Here is a 25,574-nt window from a genome sequence, read left to right on the forward strand (position 1 = left end):
GCATGAAACTCAAATTGCTAAAAGCGTTTAAACAATGGAAGGGCGTGCGCAGCGAGGCCTGGTTAGCTAAACGCGTTCCTAACAGTAGTAGTTTACGTTTAACTCGAAAAAATCTGTTTATTCTGCCCACTCGCTTTGGTTGGGGTTTTTTAATCGCCTTAGTGGTGATGTTGATGATGGGCAGCAATTATCAAAATAACTTAATTATTGCCTTGGGCCTATGGTTGTTGGCGCTTTGGTTAGTGTGCTTGGTGTTATGCCATCAAAACATGTCGGGAAATACCGTAAGTTTATTGCAGCGGCCCGAAGGGCAATGTGACAAGCCGCTGCGTTTATTACTTAACATAGTTAACAACAAACAGCCCCAAGCCTTAGCTGCAGAAATAAAGAACTGGCCCTGTAAGCAAGCCTATCAGCAACTCGATGGTCAGTTGGCGTTAGATTTGGAAGTACAGCAACGTGGGCGTCAACTACTGCCTCGGATAAGTCTCTCTAGTATCTTTCCTCTGGGTTTATTTAGATGTTGGACGGTGGCTGATTTTAATTGTGAGTTGCTGGCTTATCCTGCACCGCTGGCCGGCTTTGCTTGCCCTTCTCAAGAATGGGTAGAAGCTCATGATGTTGAGCGTGCGGCTAGTGATAGCCAGTTGCAAAGTGAATTTTCGGGCCTTAAAGCTTACCGTAGCGGCGAGCGAAAAAGCTTATTGGCTTGGAAGCAGTTTGCTGCGGGGCGAGGCTTACAGACTAAGGCATTTACTGGCAACCCTAGTATTGATTTACACCTTAGTGATCGCAGGCACAGCGGTTTGAATTATGAACAAACTCTCTCGGTATTGGCTTTTTGGTTGCGCCAGTTGGCGCAGCAACAACAGAGTTTTAGCTTACAAGTTGGTGCAAAGCAACTGGCCAGTGGCAGTGGTCAACAGCAACTAAAAGCGGGTTTAAGATTACTTGCAGAGGCGCCGAGCAGTGATGAATAGTCTCAACAGTTCGCATATTCGCATGTCGTTGTTGTGTTATTCGGCAACAGCCTTGTTATTGCTACAACAAGTGCCATGGCTGCTAGTGCTTGTAGGCTTGGCTGCGGGGTGGTGGCGCTTGCGGGTGATGCAAGGTTTAGCCACTTTACCTAAACCGCGCTGGGTAAAGCTAAGCTTAGTGCTACTTATTGCACTGGTGCTGTGGTTAGCGCGCTCCTTTGAGCTGTTTGATAAGCTGGTGAGCCTGGTAATGCTTGGCTATAGCTTAAAGTATATTGAGCTGCATAAGCGGCGTGATGTGGAAATGTTTAGCCTTACGGGCTTATTTTTGGTGGCATTTTCACTGGTTTTTTCTAGCCAACCTTTAGCTGCATTATTGGCAGCGCTAGTGGCATTTTTACACTTATTACTGTTGCTTAGCTTAGATGTGAAAATAAGCTTTAACTGGGCTAAGCGGTTGGGTTTATGGTTATTGGCTATTGCTCCCCTAGCTATCGCGCTATTTATTGTTGCTCCACGCTTAGCGCCTTTGTGGAAAATGCCGACACCGAGCAGCGCGCAAACTGGCTTGTCTGATGTGGTTCGCCCTGGTGATATCAGCCAATTGATTCGCTCAGATAAGTTAGTTTTTCGGGCGGAGTTTAGTCGCGCGCCAGAACCCGATGAGCTGTATTGGCGAGCCATGGTTTTAGACGAATTTGATGGTGAGCAATGGACCCGCAGCCAGATAGCCCAACAGAAACAAGCTCCCGATAGCTCAAGTGCTATTAATCAGTATCAACTCTTGTTAGAACCGGCCAGTCAAGCGTGGTTAGCCACCTTAAACCCTAGCCAAGTTCGTGGTGGTGGCGCCAACTACGTGGCCGATGGTAGCTGGCAACGTGAAGGCGAGAGCTTTCCACGACAAATTCTAAATTTTAGTCAATTAGAGCCGCCTACCAGCAGCGCAGTTCCACCTGCTTATTTGCACTTTCTCACCCGTTTACCGCAAAACATTACACCCAAAGTTAGCGAGCTTAGTGAGCACTTGGGGTCCGGCTTAAGCCCTCGTGCTCCTGATTACCCAAAGCAAGTGATGGCACGCGTGCAGCAGTGGTTCTTAAGTCAGCAGTTTAGTTATACCCTCAGTCCGCCAGCTTACCCAGGGCTGTTAGGCGTCGAGCGTTTTTTATTAGATCAGCAAAGCGGTTTTTGTGTTCATTATGCGCAAAGTGTGGTGATACTGGCGCGTTTACAGGGGATCCCTGCTCGCATGGTTACCGGCTTTTTAGGTGGAGAGTGGGAACAACAAGACAGCTTACTAGCTGTGCGTAACTACGATGCTCATGCTTGGATGGAGTATTGGGATGGCCAAGGCTGGGTGCGGCTTGATCCCACTGCCTGGATCGCCCCTGACCGGGTGGAAAACAATCTACAGCAAAGCCAAGCGACCGCTCAGCAGTGGCAAAGCATTAGCGGTTGGGGCCAAAAGATTTGGTACACCCAAGGCTTTAACCAACTGCGCTTATGGCTTGCCCAGGCCGATTATTGGTGGGCTAAGTGGGTACTTAACTTTGACCACAAACGTCAGTTAAGTCTGTTTTCTCAATTGCTGGCTTGGCTGCCGGGCAGCTCCTTATTAATGTTAACCGCCGGGATGATTTTGCTGGGTTTACTTGCCACTGTTTTACTTATGGCTAAACCTTGGCAATGGCGTCTGCCTAATAAACAAGTTGTCTCGCTAAAATGGCAGTGTTGGCTATTGGCAAGGCGGGGAGTTGTTCGGGCTAAAGGGGAAAGCTTTAGTCACTTCTTAAAGCGTGTAGAGCAGCAAGCTCCGCAGCGAGCATTCGCGTTAGAACACGCTATTAATAACTATAACCAAAAGCGCTATCAGGCTTAGGCTCCAGAGCTATTAGTCGTGGTGGCTCGCATGAGGTTTTGATTCCTTTCTATCACTCAGTTTTTCGCTAATCATTTGTGTTTATTCACTAGGGTATGTTGATCTTTGCTGATGGTTTTTGCAGCAATTTATTCGCCATTTAGGCAAGGCAGTGAGTGTGAAGTTAAGTGGGCTTAATAATCACTCGCTAACGCTGAATAAATGGCTAATAAATGCTGCCCGAAGGGTTCAGGTAAGCGAACTTTACTCTTTGTTGAGCACTTCTCGCTTAGCCCACTAGGCTTCAAAGTGCTCGCCGCGATTAAGGTCCGCTTATCTCGAACAAAATTTCAACACCAAAGATCAGCAGACCCTAGTTCTTTTCAACAAATACAGTGAGTTTCCTTAATTAAGGCTAATTTATTTGTCAATTTGTGTGAGCTAACCAGATTATTAGTATCGCTGCTCGTAAAGTGAGCGACACTAAAAGCTCAGGCAAAAGGAGATGATAATGGATTGGATTGAGTGGTTTGGTTACTTGGCGTCGGTGGTAGTGGCCATTTCGTTAACCATGAGTTCGATAGTAAAGCTGCGCTGGTTAAACATGGTGGGGGCAGCGTTGTTTTCTACTTACGGGTTTATTATTGGTGCTATGCCGGTGGCTTTGTTAAACCTTTTTATTGTATTTGCTAACGTTTATTACTTGCAGGGTATTTACCGCAGCAAGGACCAATTTAAACTAGTGGCAGTGGAAGCTAGCAGCCCATTGCTTGGTTTTTGGATTGAGCATTATCAATCTGATATCGAGAAGTATTTTCCGCAATTTTCGACTGATAGTTTACTTGGGCAGGGCTGTTACATACTCATGCGCAATAGTGAGCCTGCAGGCATATTGGTGGGCAAACAGCAATTGCATGAGTTTGAAATAAAGCTAGACTACGTTTTCCCCGCTTATCGCGACTTTAAAACCGGAGATTACCTTTACCATAGCTCTGGTTTTTTTGAGGCCTTAGGTGTTAAGCAGCTAGTTAGCTATACGGCGGTAGCGAGTCACCAGCAGTATTTAGTTAAAATGGGCTTCAAAGCTTCAGCGGATAACGCTGCTCTATATCAATATAAACTTAGTTAGAGCTTGTTTATCTTTCGAGCTGATTTTTGCAGTTCTTTGTGGCTTATTTATAAAAAGCAGAAGCTTTAATGTGTAGTTAGCCTAAATGAGAAGCTGATAACGCAGTAGAAATAAGCCACAAACACTGCCCGAAGGGTTCGGCTAACATCGTTTTATGCTTTGTTAAGGCGTATTTACCTAGATTGCTAGGCTACAAACTGCTTGCCACTCCTAGAACGATTTTATCGCAAACAAAATTTAACCGCGAAAGATAAACAGCCTCTAGCACTACGGCAGCAGAACAGCGCAACATGCTGTTAATTTTATGCTAGGGTGAGTTTTTTGATTTGTCTTTAGGTATCCGTAATATGCGTTTGAAATTGCTGCCATTTTTATTTCTGCCTTTGTTGTTTGCTTGTGTATCTGCTGAGCAAACTCGTGCTCCTGAAACGCGTTCAACCACGGTGGTAACTGGGGACACCGAGTATTTGGAAAGCTCGAGTGGTCGATATGCTTGGCACCCAAGTTTAGGCCAAGCCCATCTCAATAAAGCTGAAAACGAAGACTTACTAATATCTGAACTACGTAAAAGCATTAGCAAAGTGATGGCTGAGAAAGGTTATACGCAAGTCTCTATGCAGCAGCAACCTGACTTTTTAATAGGCGTGGGCGCAGCGCTTGAATCTCAAATGAGTGACCAGCAAATATTAGAACGCGCTGGTATGATGGCGGGGATGTCTAGTGATTCACTAGATCCTGAGCTCTACCAAAAAGGCTCAATTATGGTGGCGCTATTTCAAGCAGAAGATACCGGCCCATTTTGGCGGGTATTAGGCCAAGGCATGGCACCTACCGATATTCCCCTTAGCGAACGAAAGCTGCGTATCGAATCAGCCATTGAGCGTTTGCTGCAATATCTACCTCAGCGATGAGTCGCTTTGGCATTTAGTTGACTAGATTAGTGACTTAAGGACGAAAGCTATGACCGAGAATACACCTAGTAGTTTTAGCGTAAAGCAAGCAGCAGAATTAGCAGGCATAAGCAGCGACACTTTGCGGTTTTACGAGAAAAAAGGGCTGCTGTTTACGGTTAATCGCTCACCTAGTGGCCATCGTCGTTTTAGTTCGCAAAACATAGAATGGCTGCGTTTTATTGTTTGTTTGAAGTCTACCGGTATGTCGCTTGATGCGATTAAGCAATATCGCGATATGCTGGATGAAGGCCCTAGCACCGAGCAACAGCGTTTGCAGTTGTTGCTCGATCATAAACAACAAACCGAACAACAAATAGCCTGCCTAAATCGAAATTTAGAACACGTACAGCGGAAAATAGAGCATTACCAAACCGGTAGCGAATTAAGCATTAAACTTAAGTCGCTTTAAACCGATTCAATCAATGCGATGTCTTGTTTATCGAGGTTAAGGCTGGCACCTTTTATTACCCCATCAGCTTGCTCAGGGCTACGCATGCCAACAATGGCGCCGGTAATTGCCGGGTGTTTTAAGGTCCATGCAATCGCAACTTCTGCTGCCGATACTTGATGTTTTTCTGCAACTTGCTGTAGGGCAGCAACTATTTTTAAGTTATGACTTAACTTCGGTTCGTTGAAGTCATCGGCTTTTTTTCGCCAATCATCATCACCCATTGCAGCGATCCGTTGGGCGGTCATTTTTCCAGTAAGTAAGCCAGACCCCATTGGTGAGTAACAAATCACCCCGGCATTGTGTTGCTGACAATAGGGCAGTAACTCAGTTTCACATTCTCGGCTTATTAGGCTATATGGTGGCTGCATACTGTTAATAGGGGCTATTTTTTGTAGGCTTTGCATCTGTTCGATGGAGTGATTAGAAACGCCTAAATATCGAATCTTCCCCTGCTGTTTTAACTCAAGCATGGCTTGCCAAGCTTCTTCAATGTCTTCGGCTGGGTTAGGCCAGTGAATTTGGTATAAATCGATGGTTTCTACTTGCAGACGTTTTAGGCTGTTTTCTATTTCCTGTTTAACACTGGCTGCTTTAAGACACGGCTCAATATTATTTTGTGCACTCCAGTTAAAACCACATTTGCTAAAGATAAGTGGTTTTTCACTCAAGCTTTTAATGGCTTTACCTACTACTTCTTCGCTGTGCCCAAGCCCATAAACGGGCGCTGTATCGATCCAATTAATGCCTAATGACAAGGCGTGATGAATGGTAGCGATGGAGTCGTCATCTTGCTGCGCTCCCCAGCCCCACTGCCACTTTCCACCCATTGCCCAAGCGCCTAAACCAATACGAGAGATATCTAAATCGCTGTTGCCTAAACGTGCCAATTCCATGTTGACTCCTCAAAAGCCTTGTTGATTACTATGTAAACAAATAACTTAGGCGTGAGTGTAAATCTTGGAGTTAACTCCAAGTCAAGTGCTAATACTGAGTCGGTGAAATATCGCATTGACTAGTGATATTTCAACACATTCGGCTAGGATTAAATTAAGCCCTAAACTTATTGAAAAAGAAGGCCTTATTTCGGTTAATCTAATTTGGCTTGCGGCCTTGTGCTGACTACACTGAGGCGATAAATAAGTTACAAAAAAGATGCAGGAATCTTCATGTTAAAACAATACCCAGTTACCGATTTACACCGCCACTTAGATGGTACCATTCGCGCAGAAACCATTTTGGAATTGGGTCGAAAGTTTAACGTAAGTTTGCCTGCTAACTCGCTACAGGAATTAATCCCCCATGTGCAAATTACCAAGCAAGAGCCTAACTTGGTGGCCTTCCTTTCTAAGTTAGATTGGGGGGTAAATGTATTAGGTGATTACGATGCTTGTGCGCGGGTGGCTGAAGAGAACGTTGAAGATTTAGTTAAAGCGCAGATCGATTATGCCGAATTACGTTTTAGCCCAGGCTATATGGCGATGAGCCATAAACTGAACCCAGAAGGGGTGGTTGAAGCGGTTATCGAAGGCGTGCGCCGTGGCATGCAAAAGCATGATGTACAAGTAAACTTAATTGGCATTATGAGCCGCACTTTTGGTCAGCAAAGTTGTAGCGATGAATTAGCCGCTTGTATGGCGTTTCGCGATCAAATCGTGGCGGTAGATTTGGCGGGTGACGAGTTAGGTCATCCAGGTAATTTATTTGTGGAGCAGTTTTCACGTGCTCGAGATGCAGGTTTTTCTATTACGGTGCACGCTGGCGAAGCCGCGGGTTCAGAGAGTGTGTGGCAAGCGATTCGCGAACTAGGTGCAACCCGTATTGGTCATGGCGTTAAGATTGCCGACGATCCAAAACTAATGGACTATGTAGCAAAACATAAGATTGGTGTTGAGTCTTGTTTATCATCTAATTTCCAAACCAATACCACGCCAGACTTAAGCCAGCATCCACTCAAACGCTTTTTAGAACATGGTATTCGAGCTAGCTTAAATACCGATGATCCTGGCGTATCGGCGATTGATTTACCCGACGAATACCGCATTGCACGCGAGCAGTTGGGTTTTGGAGATGAACAGATCGCCAAACTGCAAAGCAATGGTTTAAAAATGGCCTTTATTAGTGAAAGTGCGCGTCAGGCCTTGCGGGAAAAAGCCTTAAAACGCTAAAGGAGCTAAGTAAAAGCCCGTGCATTAGCACGGGCTTTTTTATGGGCGCCGCACACCTAAGCTTATCTGTGGACCTGGGCAATCCATTACTGCTGCAATGCAGCGGATCATTTCGTTTTCTAACACAGTAAGTTGTTTATCTAAACAAACGCACGCTACCAAGGCGCGCAAAATACGCTGTTTAATTTGCGGGTAGGCGTTGGCGAGCTTTTTCACTGCTGGGCCAAAATGCTCAACTTGACATTGCTCTAGAGGCAACAAGGTAATGGTATATAAACCAATGCTGTTGGCGCCAATCCCAAAGGCGCGCTGAGTCTCGGTATCATTATCATGGCCAAAGTAAGCGAGGCTCGATAATACGACTGAAAATGGCTCAGATAACGCTGGAATACTGCTATAGACCGGTTTGCTGTGTGTGACTTTTTCAAATTGATGAGATAAGTAGTGTTTTACTAAGTGGTATAAACACCATTCATACATATCCACTTGTTGGTCTGCCTTAATTAGGCTGCGCAGGTTATCCATAAAACGCTGATATTGCTTAGCCGACATACACTTAAGCGCAGGAAAAGATAGTTCAAGCAAGGGTAAGCGGTAGCTTTTGTCCACCGAATTTATCCAATTCCATGCTTGAAGGGTTTCTTCAATTCTTGAAGATTTACTCAGGTTGTCTTTAATATCGTCTAACTGTTTAGCGCGTTGTGCTTCATAGTTACTAAGCAGCAAGGCATAAACCACACTGATAACGCCACAAGGATCATGAGCTAAACTGAGCAATCCATCGGGTAAGTGGGCTAATTCGCCACTTACCGTTACGGTATTTTCTGACAGGGTAAACTCAGCTTTATCAGATTTGTTATCTAGAGCGTTTATGGCCGCTTCTGCTGCCGCTGCTACAAACACGGTTTTTTTGAGTTGCTCCTGGCGTTGCTTTTTGGCTTGCTGTTGGCTGGTTTTACTGTAAATAGGTTTGGCTACTTTTTTAATATCGCGCTTGATCAATGCGCCATCCCAACGAGGAAGAATCCGTTTTATCCGTGATTTAATGGCTGGATGAGTAGCAAAAAAACTGCCTAAACGGCGAGCATCACCTATAAACATATGGCTGGTTTCTTGGCTGAGTGGGGTACGTAAACCCGAACCAGCATCATAACCGCCGATAATTTTTAGCGCATCGGCGATGCCATTGGGGTTGCGAGTAAACTGCACAGCCGATGCATCTGCCAAATACTCGCGCTGGCGACTGATGGCCGCTTTGATCATATTTGCAAAGAATAAACCTATCCAGCCTAGAGCCAGTAAGCCAAATCCTGCAGCAGCCACCCGAGCGTCATTATTGTTAGAACGGCTCGATGAACGGTGGCTATAACGCTGAGTATGCAAAATAAATTCACCAAGGTTAGCGATAAAAACTATCCCGCTAAGCAAGGCAATTAAGCGCACGTTTAGGCGCATATCACCATTAAGAATATGACTAAACTCGTGGGCGACTACACCTTGCAGCTGCTCTCTATTAAGCTGTTCAAGTGCGCCTTGAGTAATGCCAATCACTGCGTCGGCTGGGGTGTGCCCTGCTGCAAAAGCATTAATGCCAATTTCATCTTTAAGCAAATATACCGAAGGCACCGGCATGCCAGAGGCTAGTGCCATTTCTTCAACAACATTGAGTATTTGTTGCTGCTCTGGGTGTTGGCTATTTGGAGGAATACGCTGACCACCTAAAGATTCAGCTATTCTTCTGCCGCCATCTTTTAACTGAAACCACTTAAAAGCAATCGCGCAGATAATGACGCTAGTCATTACCAAGCTAACAAATACCAGAATATCAGCTGAGAAGAAGCTGCGATTGTCTGGCAAGTTTAACTCACTGGTAGAGTCAAACATCCACAAACACGCGGCGATCAAAATATTACTTAGGCCAATTAAAATGATCACCGCGATAACAAATAATAAGATCAACCACTTGCTGTTACGACGAGCATGATCTTGTTCGGCAAAAAAGTTCATGGTGCTCCCCGGTGCTTAAAAAGACACTTTAGGGGCGTTTTGTATCTCAGCACTGTCGGCAAACTCGAGTAAGTTTGCATCTTTTTTATGGCCAAATTGGGCAGCAAAAAACACCGGTGGGAAAGATTGACGGTATTCGTTGTATTCGGTTACCGAGTCATTAAAGGCTTGGCGTGAAAACGCGACACGGTTTTCTGTAGTAGTAAGCTCTTCACTCACTTGCATCATGTTATCGCTGGCTTTTAGGTCGGGGTAGTTCTCCATCACAATGTTCATTTTGCTCATGGCTCCTTGTAACACCCCTTCAGCGCTGGCTAATTTGCTAAGCGTTGCTCCAGTGGGATCACTTGCTGCAGCACGCAATAATGCCGAAGCATCGTTACGGGCGCTAATCACGGCCTCTAAGGTGTCTTTCTCATGTGCCATATAAGCTTTGGCTGTTTCAACTAAATTAGGGATAAGGTCATAACGACGTTTTAGCTGAACTTCTATTTGAGCAAAGGCGTTTTGGTAGCGATTACGCAAGCTAACTAAACGGTTGTAGATACCAACAACATAAAAAATTAGTGCCGCAATAATTACCAAAATTACGATTAGTGATACATCCATTTGCCTAAGTTCCTTTATTTATTAAACACTTAATATCTGCATGATACGGATTTAGTATAACAATGCCATGGCTTAACTAGCAGTTTACGCTTAAATGATTAAGTTAATTTTTGCCAAGGTGTAAGTAAATGCTGCCAATACTGATTTGGTGAAAGCTGTGGAGCTGGGCTTGTTGTTTAAGCGTTCGCTAGCCCGGGAAGTTGGCCACGTAAAGGGAGCCGTTAAAGCTAGCTGCAAACCCACAGCATTGGCAAAAAAGCATTTTAGTTTAGCTACTAAAGCTGCGATGCTAGGTGAACACAAGGATGAAAATAATAGGGTAGATATCACCATGCATGAATTGGCGACACTCGCTATAACCGTATTTATGGGCTTTTTTGCGATGATGAACCCTATCGCAAATACTGCTGTGTTTGTTGGCTTAACTGGCGGCCAAGGTACTGCTGAGCGCAAGCGAACTGCGTTTCGCTCACTCGCAACGGCCTTTTGCATCGTGGCAGCTTTTTGTTTACTGGGAAAAGGCATATTTGAATTATTTGGTATTACTTTGCCAGCGCTGCGTTTAGCTGGCGGTATATTGGTTTTTCTGGTGGGCTACCATATGTTGCAAGGTGCGAGCTCTAAACTGCATTCTCATACTCCCAGCAATGATAGTGACGATGAGGAAAAAGACATTGCTGTATCTCCATTAGCGTTGCCTATCCTAGCCGGGCCAGGAACCATTGCTACAGCGATGAATTACTCAGCTTCTGGAGGAGTTATAAACATCATCGTTACTGTTATCGCATTTGCCTTACTGTGTTTAATTACTTTTATCTGCTTTTTATATGGTCCAAAACTGGTAGATAAAGTAGGCAAGGATGGGATAAACATTACCACCCGATTAATGGGGCTAATTCTTACCGTTATTGGCATGCAAATGCTAATTCAAGGCGTGCACGATGCCTATATGTTGTTCTCTAAATGATTTGCATAGAGTAAAAGCAAAAAACCAAGGCCTTGCCTTGGTTTTTCTCATTAGATGTTTTTAAGCGGGAATGTGTTCTGGTTTGGTAGAAAGTACAGCTAATAAACGTTGAGCGTGCTCAGCAACTTCAATGCCTAAGTCGGTGAGGTAACCACCGTCGGGTAGGGTGCTTAAACCTTTATCAAACAGGCTTTGTGCTGCAGCAATTACTTCGGGAGCTGCATCATGGTGAACCTTAATCCCGGTTTGCAAACTGCTCATATCAAATTGCAGCAGTAAGTTGAGTTCGGCGATAGTATTGGGAGTAAATTTCATCGTGCCATCCTTTATGTTTTTGTTATCTCCACATTAGAAAGCCCACTCTTATTGCGCAAGCGGTCAGGATAAGAACTGATACCTTACGCACTGTTTTGTTTGCTTACGTGATGCCGCAAAAATCTCTCAATGACCTAGCGCAATTTTGTTCAATAAAGTTTATCGATGAATGCATATAGTTTGGTTCTGTTAGAAATACGGAGATCATGGTGAGTATATTTTTATCGATGTTGGTGTTTGCATTTATTGGTGCTGTATCTCCGGGGCCAGTTAATATTATTGCTACAGGTGCTGGCGCTAATTTTGGTTTTCGACAAGCCTTGCCACATGTAGTTGGGGCGAGTGTTAGTTATAGTTTAGTGGTGCTTACAACGGGTTTAGCGCTAAATGCGCTGTTGTATTGGCTTCCTAGTTTAACGGAAGCTTTAAAATACTTAGGGGGCGCTTTTTTATTGTATATCGCGGTGAAAATTGCTTGTTCACCAGTGGCTACTCAGGCGGAGCGAGCTTTGGCTAAGCCCCCTAGTTTATTACAAGGAGCGCTGGCACAAGGTTTAAATCCTAAGGCTTGGTTGGTTGCAATGTCTGGAGTAAGTTTATTTGTATCGGCACAGCAGCCAGCATGGTTATATTTGTTGGTTTTTTGCAGCATCTCTCTTATTGTTTGTTTGGCGGGAGTGGGAACATGGGCCGCGATAGGTTCGCTTATTGCTCGCTATTTGCAATCTCCAATGCGCATGCGAGTATTTAATGTGCTAATGGCGCTGCTATTGGCTGTTTCGGTATTGTCGCTTTTTGTGTAGCTCTATGAGTGAGGCTTTATGACAACTATTGCAAAGCATTTATTAAAGCGAAGTGCCCAGCTGCCGTTTGTTGAGCTGCGCCAAGCTGAGCATTCTGAGGCTTGTTACCATAGCCATTCTCACGATGAGTTTTCCTTTGGCATTATTGATACTGGCGAAGCCATTTATAAAAACATGCAACGCCAGCATCATATTAGCCAAGGACATAGCGTAACCATTAACCCCGGAGATGTGCATTCTTGTAATCCAAAACAAGGTGCTTGGTCTTATCGAATGTTGTTTGTGGAAACGGCTTGGGTAGCGCAACTGCAACAAGAGATGTTTGCGCGTTCTGCCAGTGACTATTTTGCATTCGAGAAACATTGCTTAAGTCATAAACAAAACTACCGTTTATTAGAGAGCTTGTTTAATAGCATTAAATTAGAGCGAAACTCACTAGAGCAAGAAAGCTTGTTGATAGCTTTTTTCGAGCAACAGTTTGCAGCAAAACACCCATTGCGAGCGGACTTACGTTGTTTAGCTAAACCGCAATTAAAAAGGGTGAAAGAGTGTATTTCTGATCAGCTAGATAGCCAGCTAAGCTTGGGTGAACTTGCTCAAGTGGCCGGGCTTAGTCGTTTTCATTTAGTGCGCAGTTTCAAGCAAGTTTACGGATTGTCTCCGCATGCCTTTCAACTTAATCAGCGAATTAATCGAGCCAAAGCTCTATTGCGCGAAGGAAGCAGTATTGCTGACACTGCCTTAGATTTAGGCTTTGCTGATCAAAGTCACTTTCAACGAAATTTCAAAAAGCGCTTGGCACTTACACCTAAGCAGTACCAAGGCTTTTTTGTGTAGCATGCTCACCCTTAAGGGAGCACTACAGAGTTAGTTCTTTAATGATTCTAACACTGGTAATAAATCACTCGGCTCTTGGCGCTTGGTGTAGTCTGGGTCGACAAAGGCACTCGCGATAGAACCATCTTGGGCAATGACATAAGTTACCGCTAGCGGTAAGTTAAATTGTCCTGCGCCGTTATGTTGTTCTACTTCAATACCAAATGATGAGTAAATAGGGCGTAGCTCTTCGGGTAGGGCAAAAACGATACCTAAGCTTTTGGCGTATTCTGCATTTTCGTCACTTAACACCTGAAACTCCAACTCATTTTTCTCGGTGGTGCTTAACGATGCATCTGGAAGCTCAGGGGTGATCGCCACTAGGTTTGCTCCTAAGGCTTTAATTTGCGGTAGAATTTGCTGGTAGGCGCGTAGCTCTAGGTTGCAGTAGGGACACCAGCCACCACGGTAAAAAGTCACAATAGCCGGACCTTGCTTGAGTAATTCAGCCAAACTAACCGAGTCACCATTTTGATTAGGTAAGGTAAACGCTGGTAGTTGTTGCCCTTGTTGAGGCGCATTGGCTGCAATGCCACTCTCGGCTAAGTTTTTGGTGGCTTGTTTCATTAGTTGCTGCACCTCTAGTGGTGCTTTCGCTACAAAAGAAGCAATGTAATCGGCGATCTCTGTTTGTAAACTCATGGTCAATCCTTAGAGGTGTTAGCTTGTTTTTGAATGTTCATTCAAGCAGTGTTTGAATGAACATTCAAGTTAATTTTGAATAAACGTTCAAAAAAATGTTTAATTGTTTACCTCAAGGTATACTTACACCGAGTTACCTAAGTAGAGTGGATAGATAAATGGCTAAGATGCAGTTTCAGCGTGACCAGGTATTGGAGCAGTCGGCTAACTTGTTTTGGCGAGTGGGTTATAACGCCACTTCTATGCAACAGGTGTTCAAACATACTGGCTTAAAACCGGGTAGTGTTTACTTAGCCTTTGGTAACAAAGAGGCACTATTTAAAGAGTCTTTAAGCCATTACGCTGAAGTCTCTAAAGCGGGAATTACCAAAAGTTTAGACGCAGCAGAGTCGGTTGAGTTGGGCATCTGTGAAATACTTGATGGCATGGTGTCTCAATCTGCTGCATCGGACTACTGCAGCTGCTTTTTGGTGAAAAGTCAGCTTGAGCTAAGTGATGAGCCAAACTTACAAAGTTTTGTGAGTGAGCAACTACAGCAAATAGAGCAGCTTTATGCTGGCTATTTACAAGCAAAGTATGGTGAACAAGACGCTAAAGCCAAAGCGTGTTGTATCATGCTTCACATCTTTGGCATTCGAGTTTATAGCTACCACCAAGGTAGTGAGTTAGCAATGCGCCAAGCCTTGCGTACCGGGCTTGCTTGGTTGCCGTGGCATGGCTTGAGCCACTAAACTTAGCTGTTAGCCAGTTAGTTATTACCAACTTAGCTCTTGGTCATCCCAAGACCAAAACTTGCCGCTTTGCTCTGGACTTAGTTGATATATTCTCTTCAGCAGCAATGTTGCACTGCGTTCGCTGGTTAACAGCTTGTGTTTGGCAACATTGGCTTGAAATGGCTTCGATAAGGCTGTGTCGGTGGTACCGGGATGCCAAGCCGCGACACAAACCTTAGGGTGAGTGCGTTGCCATTCTATGGCGATGTTTTTTAAGGCCATATTAAGCGCAGCTTTAGCACAACGATAACTATGCCAACCACCAATGCGATTGTCGCTAATTGATGCCAGCTTGGCCGAGATACTTAAAAATACGCCGGATTGACTATGTTTAAGCGCCTTAGCGGCATGTTTTGCCAGTAGCAAACTGGGCAAGGCATTTAGCTGCATGCTCAGCATAAAGCTAGCCGTTTGGCATTGGCTTAAGCTTTTTTCAGGCTTTAACTGAGGCGAGTGTAATACACCGGCGCAATTTATCAGCCAATCCAGTTGGTGAATACTTACCATTAGCGCCGCTATCTCTGTTTCATCGCTAAGGTCTAGTTGCTGCCAATTAAGCTTAGGATGCTGCAAGGAAGGCATATTCGAATGCCAAGTGGCAGTGACATTTGTAATCGTTGCTTGTTCGAGCAGTTGTTTAACTAAAGCGAGGCCTATGCCACCGCTGCCGCCAGTTATCAATACTTTCATGGGTAGAATTTTGTGGTTGGTTTTAGTTGGTTACGTGGCGAAGTGTTAACTAGTTTATTAAAGCAGGAATTAAGTGGGTGCTAGCGGAGCAAGTTTGAGAGAAATTCAGTGGCAAGCAGGCGCTTGCCACTGTTAGTCATGTTTAGAACAAGTGGCTGTATTGCATAGAGTAGTAAATGGCGTCTGAACGAGTATGGCCAACTACAGTGTTTGGTAAGCTCGCTCCTGCTAATACGGCGCTATCTTCTAATACTTCCACATCTTTACCACGTACGAATGCTAGGCCAAAGTCGATGCTTGAGTTTTTGTTTATGTGATAGCTGGCACCAGCGGTGTACCAGTTACGATCTGAATCAGGAATAGATAACGAGCTAATCTCATCCACTACACCTTTGTCATGCATGTAACCGGCACGGGCGGTCCAATTTTGATTGATAGTGTAAGTACCACCTACACTAAACAACCAAGAGTTCTTCCATTGGTAGCTTTTTACTGTGGTATCTGGGTAATTACCAGTAACCGTAATATGTTCAAAATCACCCCAACTAGTATGCTGTGCGGTGTAGTGCACCGCCCAACTAGGGCTTAACTCGTGGTAACCAGCGATTTGGAAAATGTTGGGCAGAGGAATATGGATTTCTTCAAATTTAGCTCCTCCCACTTCCACATTGCCGTCAGCTTTAAATGTTGGGCTAAAGCGATAGCTCATACCTAAGCGGTTTTTATCGTTGATCTCGTAGGTAGCACCTAGAATACCACCCAAGGCCCAACCGTCGGCTTCTACGTCAACCAGAGTAGATTGTACGCCTGAACCACCTTGAATCTCGCCTTGACGTTTTAACTTACCTTCACCGTAGATAAAGTCTACACCAGCACCAATGCTAAATTGTTGGTTAATCCGGTAAGACACGCTGGCATTGAAGTTAGAAGTAATAATCTCTGTTTCGCCAAGTAAATCAACAGGGGTAATTGGCGCACCGCTGTTATTTAAAGAACTAATATCGGTGCCTGTACCAAAATTAGAAAAGGCACCTACGCCAACAGCAAAGGCATCGTTAATTGGGTGGATGTAGTAGATGTTAGGAATAACTTTGTTGTCCGCTGCGTCTGGTTCGCTACCGTATTGAATGGTGCCGCCCAAAGCGCTTACATCTTTAATGGTTACATCTACGTCTGCGTAGGTTAAACCTAATGACAAGGCTTTGCGGTCAAACATCGCCATGGCTGCAGGGTTACGTGATAATACCGATGCATTATCAGCAATAACTGCGTCACCAGAAAACGCACGACCAATACCGGTGGCCGATTGGCTATTTAATTGAAAACCTGCCGCTAAACTTTGGCCAGTAAGTAATGAGGCGCTAATTGCAACTAGACTTAATTTACGTTTATCCATAACTTCTAATCTCTCGAATAAGTGTCTCAGTTCGCATGGCGTAACTGAATTGTTTTATTTTTGTAATATTTTCCGCATCTTAGGCAAGTGATCGGTCCTCTACAACTCCGACCAGAGCGAATATTCTAATGTTGAAATTGTTAAAAGCGGTGGTCTGACCTGAATATTGCAAGCTAAGCGTCTGGTTTATAGTGCATAATTTTGTTAATTGATGGTGAAACTTAAATTACTGTTAGATTACTTGAGATAGGAAGGAGTAAAACTAATGTTTAAAAATGAGAGCTTTATTCGCGGGAGCAAGCCATGATAAGACATATTCTTTTGATTAAGTTTAAGGCTGAAGTGAGTGATGTAAACATTCAGCAAGCTCGGCAAAAATTTTTAGATATTCCAAATAAAATCGAGGGAGTACTAGAGGTTGAATGGGGGCGAAACGATAGCCCTGAAGCCTTAAACAAAAACTATCAATACAGTGTAATAATGACCTTTGCTGATGAAACAGCGCGGCAACGCTATTTACCCCATCCAGAACATGAGCGTCTAAAACACCATTTTGTCCCTTTGCTCGAAGACATTATTGTTTTTGATTTCACTCTATAAAGCATTTTAACGGCTCTAGTTTTTTGTGAGCAAACCTTAGCGACTAATGTGTAATAACCTTTGTTTTAGGTCTAACCAGCTTAGATTAACTTGTTGCTGTGTTTTTAATCAATTATGCTTGGTTTATTAAACAACATCTTTGGTGTTGCTAATTTGTGCGAGTAAATGCGTTGTTGTATGAGGCTTAGTTTGCAAATGAAAGTTGTAGTTGTTGGTCTGCTGGTCACTTGGTTAGTAGCCTGCGGTTCAGAGCAGGAAGATTCTGCCTCTGTAAGTATGGCTAATCCCGCATCAGTTTATTGTGTAGAACAAGGCGGAGACCCACAGATTAAGAAAACCGCTGAAGGGGAGGTGGGCTATTGCCACTTTACTGACGGGCGGGTTGTTGAGCAATGGGACTTTTATCGCGCCAGCTTGGAATGACAATAGCTTGGTCTAGCACTTTAGATGTTTAACCAGTTAATTTAGGTTTTTTATTTCGATTTTTACTGAGTTACAAGATATCTTACAACAATCGATGCGTGGCTGAACAAGCCTGTTTTATGTAGGTTGGAAATGATAAAGCTAAGTGCAACGGCAATGCTTATTGGCAGTGTGTTAAGCCTTACTGCTTGTGGAGAAAAGCCCAAGGTATATAGCGGGCGTTTTATTTTTGGTCATGAGGTGAGAGAGTTTATACCTTGCGGTCGCTCGGCATTATGGTGGCAAGCCGATCAAGACCGAGTAGCCGATCTCATAGAATTCTACCAACTCAATACCACTGAACCTTACCAAGCCATTTACGTTCAAGCCGAAGCTAAGCTGCTTCCAGCCGCGACCGATGGATATGCACAAGACTACCCCGCAGTGTTACGTTTGGATAAAATACTCGACTGGCAACAGGCTGTGCCCGACAGTTGTAATGCTCCCTCTTCGTAATAAAGGATCGGTGTTTTGCTAGCGCGTTTAATCTTTTCTATTTGTACTGCGGTAACCAGTTTAAGCAGTTTGGTTATTTTTGGTTTGAGCTGGTGGCCGTTGATGTTTTTGGCTCTAGCTTCTTTTGTCATCTTATCTTTGTACTTTAAAGGCTTAGATTACATAGCGATATTATTAGCAAGAATTTGCGGCGCACTAGCGCTGTTAGGTTTAGCCTTGTTTATGTTAGCGGCTACCGTAGGCGGCAGTTTTCATTTATCGCCTAGTAATTGGTTAATGGCGGGCTTAATGCTTACGATGAGTCTTTCGGGTCTTAGTGCGTTCTTTTGGCAACAGGCTGAGCCACCCATTACCGAGGAATAACCATGTTTAGGGCTTTTCATCATGTGGCGATAATCTGCTCCAACTATACCCGTTCAAAACACTTTTATTGTGAGTTATTGGGCCTTGAAGTCGTTGCTGAGCACTACCGAGAACAGCGAGATTCTTATAAATTGGATTTAGCCTTGCCCAGCGGCGAGCAAATAGAGTTGTTTTCTTTTGCTAATGCACCTGCAAGGCCAAGTTACCCAGAGGCGCAAGGTTTGCGCCACTTAGCGTTTGCTGTGGAAGATATAGAGCAAACGGCTGCTTTGTTAATAGTTAAAGGGATAGAGGTAGAACCGGTAAGAGTCGACCCTTATACCGGCAAAAAATTCACCTTCTTTAGTGACCCAGACGGCCTGCCTTTAGAGCTGTATCAACAATAGCTGTAACTTAGTCACAGCCTCAGCCACAGCCATTGTCGAATGCTCAGCAGCAGTTTAGTTTCTGCCGGCCATTACTCCGCCGTCTACATCCCAAATTGCTCCGGTTACCCAATCTGCTTTATCACTGAGTAAAAAGCTTACGGTGTTAGCTACATCGTCTACTTGGCCAATCCGACCAATTGGATGAAAACCATCAAAAGACGCTAGGCTCTCATTTAAGGCTTCCGGCTCAATAAAAGCGTGGTAAATGGGGGTTTTAACTACCGCTGGCGCAACAGCGTTAACTCGAATCTTGTGTTCGGCTAATTCCATAGCTAGGTGTTGAGTAAGTGCATGTAATCCTGCTTTGGCCATTGAATAAGCCGAAGATGGGGTAGCTTTAATCGCTTGCTGGGCCCACATAGAGCCGATGTTTACAATACTACCGCCTTGATGCTTTATCATGTTTTTCGCTACGGCTTGAGTGATGAAAAACAAGGCTTGGTTAAGTTGCATATATTGTTGGTAGTCGCTTTCGCTGTGTTGCAAAAAGGCAGTGGGTTTAAAGTAGCCGGCAGCATTCACTAATTGTTTGATGGCACCAAAATTACTGATTTTTTGTTGTAGTTCGGCGACCTGTTCTGGCTGGTATAAATCAAACTGCCAAGTGATAACCTCACCTAATGATGATAGCTCTTGCTTTGCTTTAGTCAGCTTTTGTAGCGAACGCCCAACAAGAATAACTGCTTTATCTTGTGCTAAAAGCTGCTTGGCTGTGGCGTACCCAATTCCACTAGAACCACCGATAATTAAGCTATAAGACAGAGTAGGTTGTGTCATGATAAATCCTTTACAAGTGTTTGAGTTCAGGCTCATCTTATGGAACATTGAGTTATCAAGAAAAGTAGGCACAAACCAGTACCCTAGGTACTTTTGAGTACATCTTAATGAAAAATAAAGAATTATTATTTTCCCGAAAATCGGCACCTGAACGCAGTGCTCGTATGGTTGAAACGATTTATGGCTGTAAATGGTCGCTAACGGTGTATCAATTATTGGCAAATGGAATTAATCGTCCCGGAGAAATGGTGCGCAATGTGGAGGGTTTATCAACAAAAGTACTTAATGAATGCCTGCGAAAGAATCTCGAGTTTGGCATCTTACAGCGAATTGAATATGCAGAAGTGCCACCGCGAGTGGAGTATCAAGTGACGGCATTTGGCGATAAGTTCTTACGCATATTAGAGCAACTTGAAGAGCTGCAGCAAGAGTTAGCTAAGTAGCATAATTAATTGATCCCTTTAGCTTTTAGTTACGTTATAAGCAAGTTGACGAGATTACTATAGGTAGCCAATGAGCACGCAATTACTGTGGTTTAGAAACGATTTACGCAGCAAAGATAACCAAGCACTAAGCGCTGCTGTGGCTAGCGGAAAAGCGGTGTTAGCGGTGTATACGTTATGCAGTAAACAATGGCAGCAGCATGATTTAGCACCGATTCAAGCTGATCTTATTCTGCGTCGTTTAACTCAATTACGGGAAGACTTAGCCGCGCTTAATATTCCTTTGTTGGTGCTTGAGTTAGAGGGTTACCAGCAGGTCCATGAATGTTTGTTATCGCTATGTCAGCAATATCAAATCACAGAAGTTTATTGCCATTATCAATACGAGCTAAACGAACAGCGCCGAGATCAAGCTGTTGAACAGGCCTTAAGCCAGCAAGCTATTGGCTTTCATCGTTACCACGGAGAATGCATAGTTCGGCCTGGGCAGGTGCTTACAAAAAGTGGCGAGAACTTTAAAGTATTTACTCCCTTCCGTAAGGCCTGGTTAGCAAGTTTAAGTGAGCAATCTTATAGCCCCTTAGGCAGCCCTAAAGCGATAGACAAATCGTTACTTAATGAGCAGTTGTTGAGCTTACTTAATCACCCGCAAACGATTAACTGTAATTACCCACGAGTAGATAGCAGTGCTTGGAATTGCCAAGACCAACAAATCATTCAGCAGCTGCGTGACTTTAGCGCCAGCAAGGCCAATGATTATCACGATTTGCGTGACATGCCAGCGCTAAATGCAACCAGTAAACTATCGGCCTATTTAGCCTTGGGTATGCTGTCTGCGCGGCAATGTTTAGCCAGAATCTATCTCGACCATGCCGAGGCAATTGCCAGCCAGCAGGGCGGGGCGTTTACTTGGTTAAGTGAGATTATTTGGCGGGAGTTTTATCGCCATTTAATGGCCGTTAACCCTCAGCTGTGTAAAGGTAGCGCCTACTTAACATGGACCGAATCGGTCTCTTGGCAAGATGATGAGCACTTACTTAAGGCTTGGCAGCAAGGCAAAACCGGTTACCCAATTGTTGATGCCGCCATGTTGCAACTTAAACAAACTGGCTGGATGCACAATCGTCTGCGTATGGTGGTTGCCAGCTTTTTAACGAAAGATTTATTACTTAGCTGGCGTGACGGTGAGCGTTGGTTTATGCAGCATTTAATCGATGGTGATTTTGCTTCTAATAATGGTGGCTGGCAATGGGCAGCGTCTACTGGCACTGATGCTCAGCCTTATTTCCGTATCTTTAATCCGACAACCCAGGCTCAGCGATTTGACCCGGATGGAGAGTTCGTTCGTGCTTGGTTGCCAGAACTGGCTAATATTCCAGGCAAACATGTGCATACACCGCATACTTGGGCCAATAAACATGGGGTGTCTTTAAACTATCCCTTACCAGTGGTAGATCATGCGGTGCAGCGCAAGCAAGCTTTGCTTTTATTCGAACAAGCTAAAAACAAGGCTTGACCTTCCACTTACGGGAGGGTTGACACTATACTCCAAGTGCTAATGCTGTTGGAGTAGAAAATGACTGACTCGCTAGTCTTTCCCTTACAAGGTTTACGTTGTGCTGGCTGTGTTCGAAAGGTTGAAAAAATCATTTCGGAACATCCCGATGTAAGCGACGCATCGGTTAACTTGGCCTTAAATCAAGTTCGACTTGATACCTCCAGCCCTGAAGCATTGCCGCAACTACGTAAACGGCTAAGTGAGCAAGGTTTTGATATTCCTTTTGTTCGTCACTGTTGGCAAATAGAAGGGCTAAACTGTGCAAGCTGTGTGAGTAAGTTAGAATCCGCTTTAGCCAAGCAACAAGGCATCGATAAAGTAAGTGTTAACTTAGCTTTAAATCAGCTCAGCTTTGAGCTCTTGCCAGATACACAAACTTTAGCTCAAGTTAAAAAAACGCTGGCTAGCAATGGCTTTAGCATTAAACAAAGCACCGCAAGCTCCCAGCCTAGTGCCAAACACGTCATACCTTGGCGTTTGTTATTCAGCATAGCCTTGTCTATTCCATTGGTCATGCCAATGATATTTAGCAGTTTATCGCTTCCCGCATTGTGGCAGCTTCTGCTGGCAACGCCAGTGCAATTTTATGCGGGTTTGGCCTTTTATAAAGGCGCTTGGCAGGCCTTAAAGAAAGGCTCTAGCACCATGGATACCTTGGTGGTTATGGGCACCAGTACCGCGTACTTCTACAGTATTTACCTGTGGATGAATGGCCAAACCGGGCATTTATATTTTGAGGCAGCAGCGGTCATCATCAGCTTAATTTTGCTGGGCAAATATTTAGAAACACGCGCCAAACAACAAGCGGCTAAAAGCATTGCCGATTTAGTGAAGCTAAGCCCGCAACGTGCTTTAAAGCTGGATGCTAAAGGCATTGGTGAAGAAGTTGATGTAAGCGAGCTGTTGGTGGGCGATGTTATTTTGGTTAAACCAGGCGAGCAATTAGCAGCCGACGGCCAAGTAAGCTGGGGTAGCAGTGAAGTATCGGAAGCGGTGATTACCGGAGAAAGCCTGCCTTTACAAAAGGAAGTGGGGGACTCGGTGCTTGCGGGCAGCTTAAACGGTTCGGGTTTGCTGCAAGTTACTGTAAGCGCTGAGAATCGCAACAGCACACTAAGTAAAATCATTCAGTTGGTGAGCGAAGCCCAATCGGGTAAAGCGCCAATTCAAGGTTTAGTCGACAAAATTAGCCACTATTTTGTGCCAGTGGTTCTGCTAATTGCTTTGGCGAGTCTGCTAGTTTGGACAATATATGGCGATGTTAATCAGGGTCTTATTGCTGCTGTATCGGTGTTGGTAATTGCCTGCCCTTGTGCCTTGGGTTTGGCTACGCCAACGGCTTTGGTTGCTGGCACCGGCAGAGGCGCCAAGCTTGGGATTTTGTATCGTAATATTCAAGCCTTAGAGCTTAGTCATAAAGTAAGCGATGTAGTATTTGATAAAACCGGTACCTTAACTCAGGGTAAACCGAGCTTGGTGAAAAGCTTTAGCAGCAAACTAAACCAGCAAGAGCTGATAAACCTAGCCGCGAGCGCTCAGCAAGGCAGTCAACACCCGTTAGCGAGTGCTTTGCTTAAAGCGGCCGAAGGCACGCCTTTACAGCCTTTACACTACTTTAATAGTTACCCAGGATTAGGCATAGAAGCTCAGTTAAGTATTGATAACAGCTCTGAGCAGCGAGTATTTTTAGGAAATCAGCGCTTTGTGGCTCAGCAGCTAGCCAGCAAGCTTATTGAGCCTTTCTCTGCAAAACTACAAACGCAAGCTGAACAATGGCTGCAGCAGGGGTTTACCGTTGTATATGTCGCAACACCTAACGAGTTGCTTGGTCTATTGGCGTTTAAAGATGTAATTCGCCCAAACGCAAAACAAGCGGTGAGTGCGCTGCAAAAACTAAATCTAAGGACTCATTTATTAAGTGGTGACGCTAAGCCTGTTACTAAAGCCTTTGCTAAACAAGTTAACATTAAACACTGGCAAGCAGAGTTACTACCAGCGCAAAAGCTCAAGCAGATAGGCAAACTGCAAGCGCAACATTCCACCGTTATGATGGTGGGGGATGGGGTTAACGACGCGCCAGCCTTAGCGCAAGCTGAGATAGGCATTGCCATGGGCGGAGGCAGTGATATTGCCCTTAATAGCGCCGATGTTGTGTTGATGCGAGATGATCCTTTATTGATTGCGCAAGCCGTTGCGCTCGCCAAGCAAACTTGGCGAACCCTCCAGCAAAATTTATTTTGGGCTTTTATCTACAATGTAATTGGTATTCCTATCGCAGCGATGGGCTTGCTTAACCCCGCTTTTGCTGGGGCGGCCATGGCCTTAAGTTCGGTGTGTGTGGTAAGTAATGCAGTGCGACTTAATTATTGGCAAAGCCCAATTAAAGCACTAAAGCAGGAGCAGCAGTAATGTTTAAAATTGGAGAAGTGGCCAAGCTAAGCGGTCTGTCGGTTAAAACGGTTCGCTACTACCACGATGTTGGTTTGGTTAAAGCCATAAAAGCCGACAATGGTTACCGGTATTATCGCCAAGAGCAAGTCACTCATTTACGCTTTTTAGGCAATTGCCGAGAGCTCGGTTTTAGCTTATTACAAAGCCAGCAGCTGTTGTCGTTGTATGTAGATAAGCAGCGCTGCGCCAGCGAAGTAAAGGCCATAGCCACTGAACACCTCTCCGAGATTGAGCAACGCATCGAGCAGCTGCAGCAACTACAGCAAAGCTTAACCAGCATGGTGAATTGCTGTCGCGGTGATGCTCGTCCGGATTGTCCGATAATCGATGGCTTAGCGGCTAGTTAAGCAATTAGCACCAATAGCGCTGTTTAATCTACTCGCTGAGGCTAAGTGGGAGGAATGCTAGTAGCTTTATAGACTCCGCTGTTAGCGTTTAATCTAACATGTGTTTTTAAACCAATTGCCAACCACGTCGATAATGTCTTGTTGCCACGGTTTTTTAAGGGCACTTGAGGGGTAGAGTAAAACGTAACCAAGCCTTCCAGATTGCAATGCAAAATCAAGATCTAAAGGAACTAGTTCTGCGTGACGTTTTTCAACCATATTGGTGGGGAGTAGGGCAAATCCCTCTAACTCAAGAAGCTTAACTAGGGTCATCGCTTCACTCACCGAACTTGTTTGTGATGAAATAAGGGTTTGTTGGCCAAACATGCTTTGTTCAAGATCTTCCAACACAAATTGTCGATGAAGCTGTAGCTCTGGTAACGATACCTGCTGCTTGTTAGCAAGCGGAGAGCGTTTATGAGCGTAATAGTTAAACTCTGGATAACCCAGGTTGATGAAGCTTACTCCTGTATCTGGATGCAGAGCCCCTTGGTTTAGCGTGATGCAAAAATCAGCTTGTCCTTCTACCAATAGCGCCAATGCCATTTTTCGGGATCGTGACAGCCAATTGATTACCGTCATCGGGTGTTGAGAGCGAATTGCATGGTCCATTTGCTGTATTGCCGTGCTCGAAATGGAGGAGTCATGACAAATGGATATTTGTGTTTTATCGCCTAAATGTAGGCTATCGGTGGCAGATTCGAGGGCATTCATTTGATAAATGATCAGCCTAGCGGCGCGCACTAAGCTGTCCCCTTGCTCTGTCAACTTGGGGGCTTTTCCTTCTCTCTCAAAGAGAGCTATTCCCCAATCTATTTCAAGATCTGCTACTTGTCGATGAAGGGTAGAGCGGTCCTTATTTAGTTTTCTTGCTGCTTTACTAAATGACCCTTCTTCAGCAACCGCAACAAATGCACTTAGTTGATCAAATGATGCTCTCGGCACACTTAGCTCCTCATCGATATTTTACTTATGTTGCATATTATACAACGTAGGTGATTTTATTTGTTGTGAGTGAGTGGTTAAAGTCTTT

Annotated in this window: 28 protein-coding genes; 19 read left to right on the forward strand and 9 right to left on the reverse strand. The window is 44.5% G+C overall.

From position 1 onward, the window contains the following. Positions 1 to 2: 2 nt before the first annotated feature. The 5 genes from K5620_RS04680 (at position 3) to K5620_RS04700 (ending at position 5,332) form a co-directional block, all read left to right on the forward strand. Complete coding sequence (locus tag K5620_RS04680; protein WP_016400394.1) at positions 3 to 980, forward strand: DUF58 domain-containing protein; 978 nt, start codon at positions 3 to 5, stop codon at positions 978 to 980. Further along, complete coding sequence (locus K5620_RS04685) at positions 973 to 2,862, forward strand: transglutaminase TgpA family protein (protein ID WP_040306828.1); 1,890 nt, start codon at positions 973 to 975, stop codon at positions 2,860 to 2,862. The genes K5620_RS04680 and K5620_RS04685 overlap by 8 nt, the downstream gene beginning before the upstream one ends. 490 nt (positions 2,863 to 3,352) lie before the next feature. Beyond that, a complete protein-coding gene (locus tag K5620_RS04690; protein WP_016400391.1) occupies positions 3,353 to 3,970 on the forward strand; it encodes a hypothetical protein in 618 nt (205 codons plus the stop codon). Between the two features lie 347 nt (positions 3,971 to 4,317). Further along, positions 4,318 to 4,881, forward strand: a complete 564-nt coding sequence (locus K5620_RS04695) for a DUF4136 domain-containing protein (protein WP_016400390.1) — start codon at positions 4,318 to 4,320, stop codon at positions 4,879 to 4,881. A gap of 49 nt (positions 4,882 to 4,930) precedes the next feature. Next, the gene (locus K5620_RS04700) at positions 4,931 to 5,332 is read left to right on the forward strand and encodes a MerR family transcriptional regulator (RefSeq protein ID WP_016400389.1); all 402 of its coding nucleotides are present in this window, start codon (positions 4,931 to 4,933) and stop codon (positions 5,330 to 5,332) included. On the opposite strand, the gene K5620_RS04705 is transcribed toward K5620_RS04700, so the two are convergent. Continuing rightward, positions 5,329 to 6,267 carry an aldo/keto reductase gene (locus tag K5620_RS04705; RefSeq protein ID WP_016400388.1) on the reverse strand — a complete coding sequence of 313 codons (939 nt, stop codon included), beginning with the start codon at positions 6,265 to 6,267 and terminating at the stop codon, positions 5,329 to 5,331. The two genes, K5620_RS04700 and K5620_RS04705, sit on opposite strands and share 4 nt — an antisense overlap. A 273-nt stretch (positions 6,268 to 6,540) precedes the next feature. Here K5620_RS04705 and add point away from each other — a divergent pair, with 273 nt between their 5' ends. Beyond that, positions 6,541 to 7,539, forward strand: a complete 999-nt coding sequence (gene add, locus K5620_RS04710) for an adenosine deaminase (protein WP_016400387.1) — start codon at positions 6,541 to 6,543, stop codon at positions 7,537 to 7,539. A 39-nt stretch (positions 7,540 to 7,578) separates the two neighbouring features. On the opposite strand, the gene K5620_RS04715 is transcribed toward add, so the two are convergent. Both K5620_RS04715 and K5620_RS04720 read right to left on the reverse strand, forming a co-directional pair. Continuing rightward, the gene (locus tag K5620_RS04715) at positions 7,579 to 9,546 is read right to left on the reverse strand and encodes a M48 family metallopeptidase (protein ID WP_016400386.1); all 1,968 of its coding nucleotides are present in this window, start codon (positions 9,544 to 9,546) and stop codon (positions 7,579 to 7,581) included. Between the two features lie 15 nt (positions 9,547 to 9,561). Next, positions 9,562 to 10,155 (reverse strand): LemA family protein, encoded by a 594-nt coding sequence (locus K5620_RS04720; protein ID WP_016400385.1) that lies wholly within the window; start codon positions 10,153 to 10,155, stop codon positions 9,562 to 9,564. A 172-nt stretch (positions 10,156 to 10,327) separates the two neighbouring features. Here K5620_RS04720 and K5620_RS04725 point away from each other — a divergent pair, with 172 nt between their 5' ends. Then, entirely contained in the window at positions 10,328 to 11,122 is a 795-nt protein-coding gene (locus K5620_RS04725; protein WP_343212543.1) for a MarC family protein, read from the forward strand. Between the two features lie 60 nt (positions 11,123 to 11,182). On the opposite strand, the gene K5620_RS04730 is transcribed toward K5620_RS04725, so the two are convergent. Continuing rightward, positions 11,183 to 11,437, reverse strand: a complete 255-nt coding sequence (locus K5620_RS04730) for a TIGR02647 family protein (RefSeq protein WP_016400383.1) — start codon at positions 11,435 to 11,437, stop codon at positions 11,183 to 11,185. Positions 11,438 to 11,643: 206 nt separating this feature from the next. Here K5620_RS04730 and K5620_RS04735 point away from each other — a divergent pair, with 206 nt between their 5' ends. Both K5620_RS04735 and K5620_RS04740 read left to right on the forward strand, forming a co-directional pair. After that, positions 11,644 to 12,240, forward strand: a complete 597-nt coding sequence (locus K5620_RS04735) for a LysE family translocator (RefSeq protein ID WP_016400382.1) — start codon at positions 11,644 to 11,646, stop codon at positions 12,238 to 12,240. Positions 12,241 to 12,258: 18 nt separating this feature from the next. Further along, positions 12,259 to 13,077 carry an AraC family transcriptional regulator gene (locus K5620_RS04740; RefSeq protein WP_016400381.1) on the forward strand — a complete coding sequence of 273 codons (819 nt, stop codon included), beginning with the start codon at positions 12,259 to 12,261 and terminating at the stop codon, positions 13,075 to 13,077. A 30-nt stretch (positions 13,078 to 13,107) separates the two neighbouring features. On the opposite strand, the gene K5620_RS04745 is transcribed toward K5620_RS04740, so the two are convergent. Then, positions 13,108 to 13,758, reverse strand: a complete 651-nt coding sequence (locus tag K5620_RS04745; protein WP_016400380.1) for a peroxiredoxin-like family protein — start codon at positions 13,756 to 13,758, stop codon at positions 13,108 to 13,110. A 158-nt stretch (positions 13,759 to 13,916) separates the two neighbouring features. Between K5620_RS04745 and K5620_RS04750 the strand changes: the two genes are divergently transcribed. Then, on the forward strand, positions 13,917 to 14,489 hold the full coding sequence (locus K5620_RS04750; RefSeq protein ID WP_016400379.1) for a TetR/AcrR family transcriptional regulator: 573 nt from the start codon (positions 13,917 to 13,919) through the stop codon (positions 14,487 to 14,489). A gap of 24 nt (positions 14,490 to 14,513) precedes the next feature. On the opposite strand, the gene K5620_RS04755 is transcribed toward K5620_RS04750, so the two are convergent. Next, complete coding sequence (locus K5620_RS04755; protein ID WP_016400378.1) at positions 14,514 to 15,221, reverse strand: SDR family NAD(P)-dependent oxidoreductase; 708 nt, start codon at positions 15,219 to 15,221, stop codon at positions 14,514 to 14,516. A gap of 142 nt (positions 15,222 to 15,363) precedes the next feature. After that, positions 15,364 to 16,617: an OmpP1/FadL family transporter gene (locus K5620_RS04760; protein ID WP_016400377.1), complete on the reverse strand. Its 1,254-nt coding sequence runs from the start codon at positions 16,615 to 16,617 to the stop codon at positions 15,364 to 15,366. Positions 16,618 to 16,920: 303 nt separating this feature from the next. On the opposite strand from K5620_RS04760, the gene K5620_RS04765 reads away from it, so the two are divergent. The 5 genes from K5620_RS04765 (at position 16,921) to gloA2 (ending at position 18,884) form a co-directional block, all read left to right on the forward strand. Continuing rightward, entirely contained in the window at positions 16,921 to 17,217 is a 297-nt protein-coding gene (locus K5620_RS04765; protein ID WP_016400376.1) for a Dabb family protein, read from the forward strand. Positions 17,218 to 17,412: 195 nt separating this feature from the next. Next, positions 17,413 to 17,640, forward strand: a complete 228-nt coding sequence (locus K5620_RS04770) for a putative hemolysin (protein WP_016400375.1) — start codon at positions 17,413 to 17,415, stop codon at positions 17,638 to 17,640. Positions 17,641 to 17,772: 132 nt separating this feature from the next. After that, a complete protein-coding gene (locus K5620_RS04775) occupies positions 17,773 to 18,135 on the forward strand; it encodes a hypothetical protein (RefSeq protein WP_016400374.1) in 363 nt (120 codons plus the stop codon). Positions 18,136 to 18,150: 15 nt separating this feature from the next. Then, a complete protein-coding gene (locus tag K5620_RS04780; RefSeq protein WP_016400373.1) occupies positions 18,151 to 18,498 on the forward strand; it encodes a hypothetical protein in 348 nt (115 codons plus the stop codon). A gap of 2 nt (positions 18,499 to 18,500) precedes the next feature. Beyond that, a complete protein-coding gene (gene gloA2 / locus K5620_RS04785; protein WP_016400372.1) occupies positions 18,501 to 18,884 on the forward strand; it encodes an SMU1112c/YaeR family gloxylase I-like metalloprotein in 384 nt (127 codons plus the stop codon). A 54-nt stretch (positions 18,885 to 18,938) separates the two neighbouring features. Here the strand turns inward: gloA2 and K5620_RS04790 are convergent, their stop codons facing one another. Next, positions 18,939 to 19,703 (reverse strand): SDR family NAD(P)-dependent oxidoreductase, encoded by a 765-nt coding sequence (locus K5620_RS04790; protein WP_016400371.1) that lies wholly within the window; start codon positions 19,701 to 19,703, stop codon positions 18,939 to 18,941. A gap of 107 nt (positions 19,704 to 19,810) precedes the next feature. Between K5620_RS04790 and K5620_RS04795 the strand changes: the two genes are divergently transcribed. From K5620_RS04795 to K5620_RS04810, 4 genes are all read left to right on the forward strand, one after another. Further along, on the forward strand, positions 19,811 to 20,146 hold the full coding sequence (locus K5620_RS04795; protein WP_040306824.1) for a winged helix-turn-helix transcriptional regulator: 336 nt from the start codon (positions 19,811 to 19,813) through the stop codon (positions 20,144 to 20,146). 70 nt (positions 20,147 to 20,216) lie between these two features. Further along, positions 20,217 to 21,662, forward strand: coding sequence for a deoxyribodipyrimidine photo-lyase (gene phrB, locus K5620_RS04800; RefSeq protein ID WP_016400369.1), 1,446 nt, complete (start codon positions 20,217 to 20,219; stop codon positions 21,660 to 21,662). A gap of 60 nt (positions 21,663 to 21,722) precedes the next feature. Continuing rightward, a complete protein-coding gene (locus K5620_RS04805; RefSeq protein WP_016400368.1) occupies positions 21,723 to 24,113 on the forward strand; it encodes a heavy metal translocating P-type ATPase in 2,391 nt (796 codons plus the stop codon). Then, a complete protein-coding gene (locus K5620_RS04810) occupies positions 24,113 to 24,502 on the forward strand; it encodes a MerR family DNA-binding protein (protein ID WP_016400367.1) in 390 nt (129 codons plus the stop codon). Before K5620_RS04805 ends, K5620_RS04810 begins: the two co-directional genes overlap by 1 nt. 93 nt (positions 24,503 to 24,595) lie before the next feature. Here K5620_RS04810 and K5620_RS04815 read toward each other — a convergent pair whose 3' ends face one another. Next, positions 24,596 to 25,486, reverse strand: a complete 891-nt coding sequence (locus K5620_RS04815; RefSeq protein ID WP_016400366.1) for a LysR family transcriptional regulator — start codon at positions 25,484 to 25,486, stop codon at positions 24,596 to 24,598. Positions 25,487 to 25,574 lie beyond the last annotated feature (88 nt).

The sequence above is a fragment of the Agarivorans albus genome, from assembly GCF_019670105.1.
In the GTDB taxonomy this organism is placed as follows: Bacteria; Pseudomonadota; Gammaproteobacteria; order Enterobacterales; family Celerinatantimonadaceae; genus Agarivorans; species Agarivorans albus.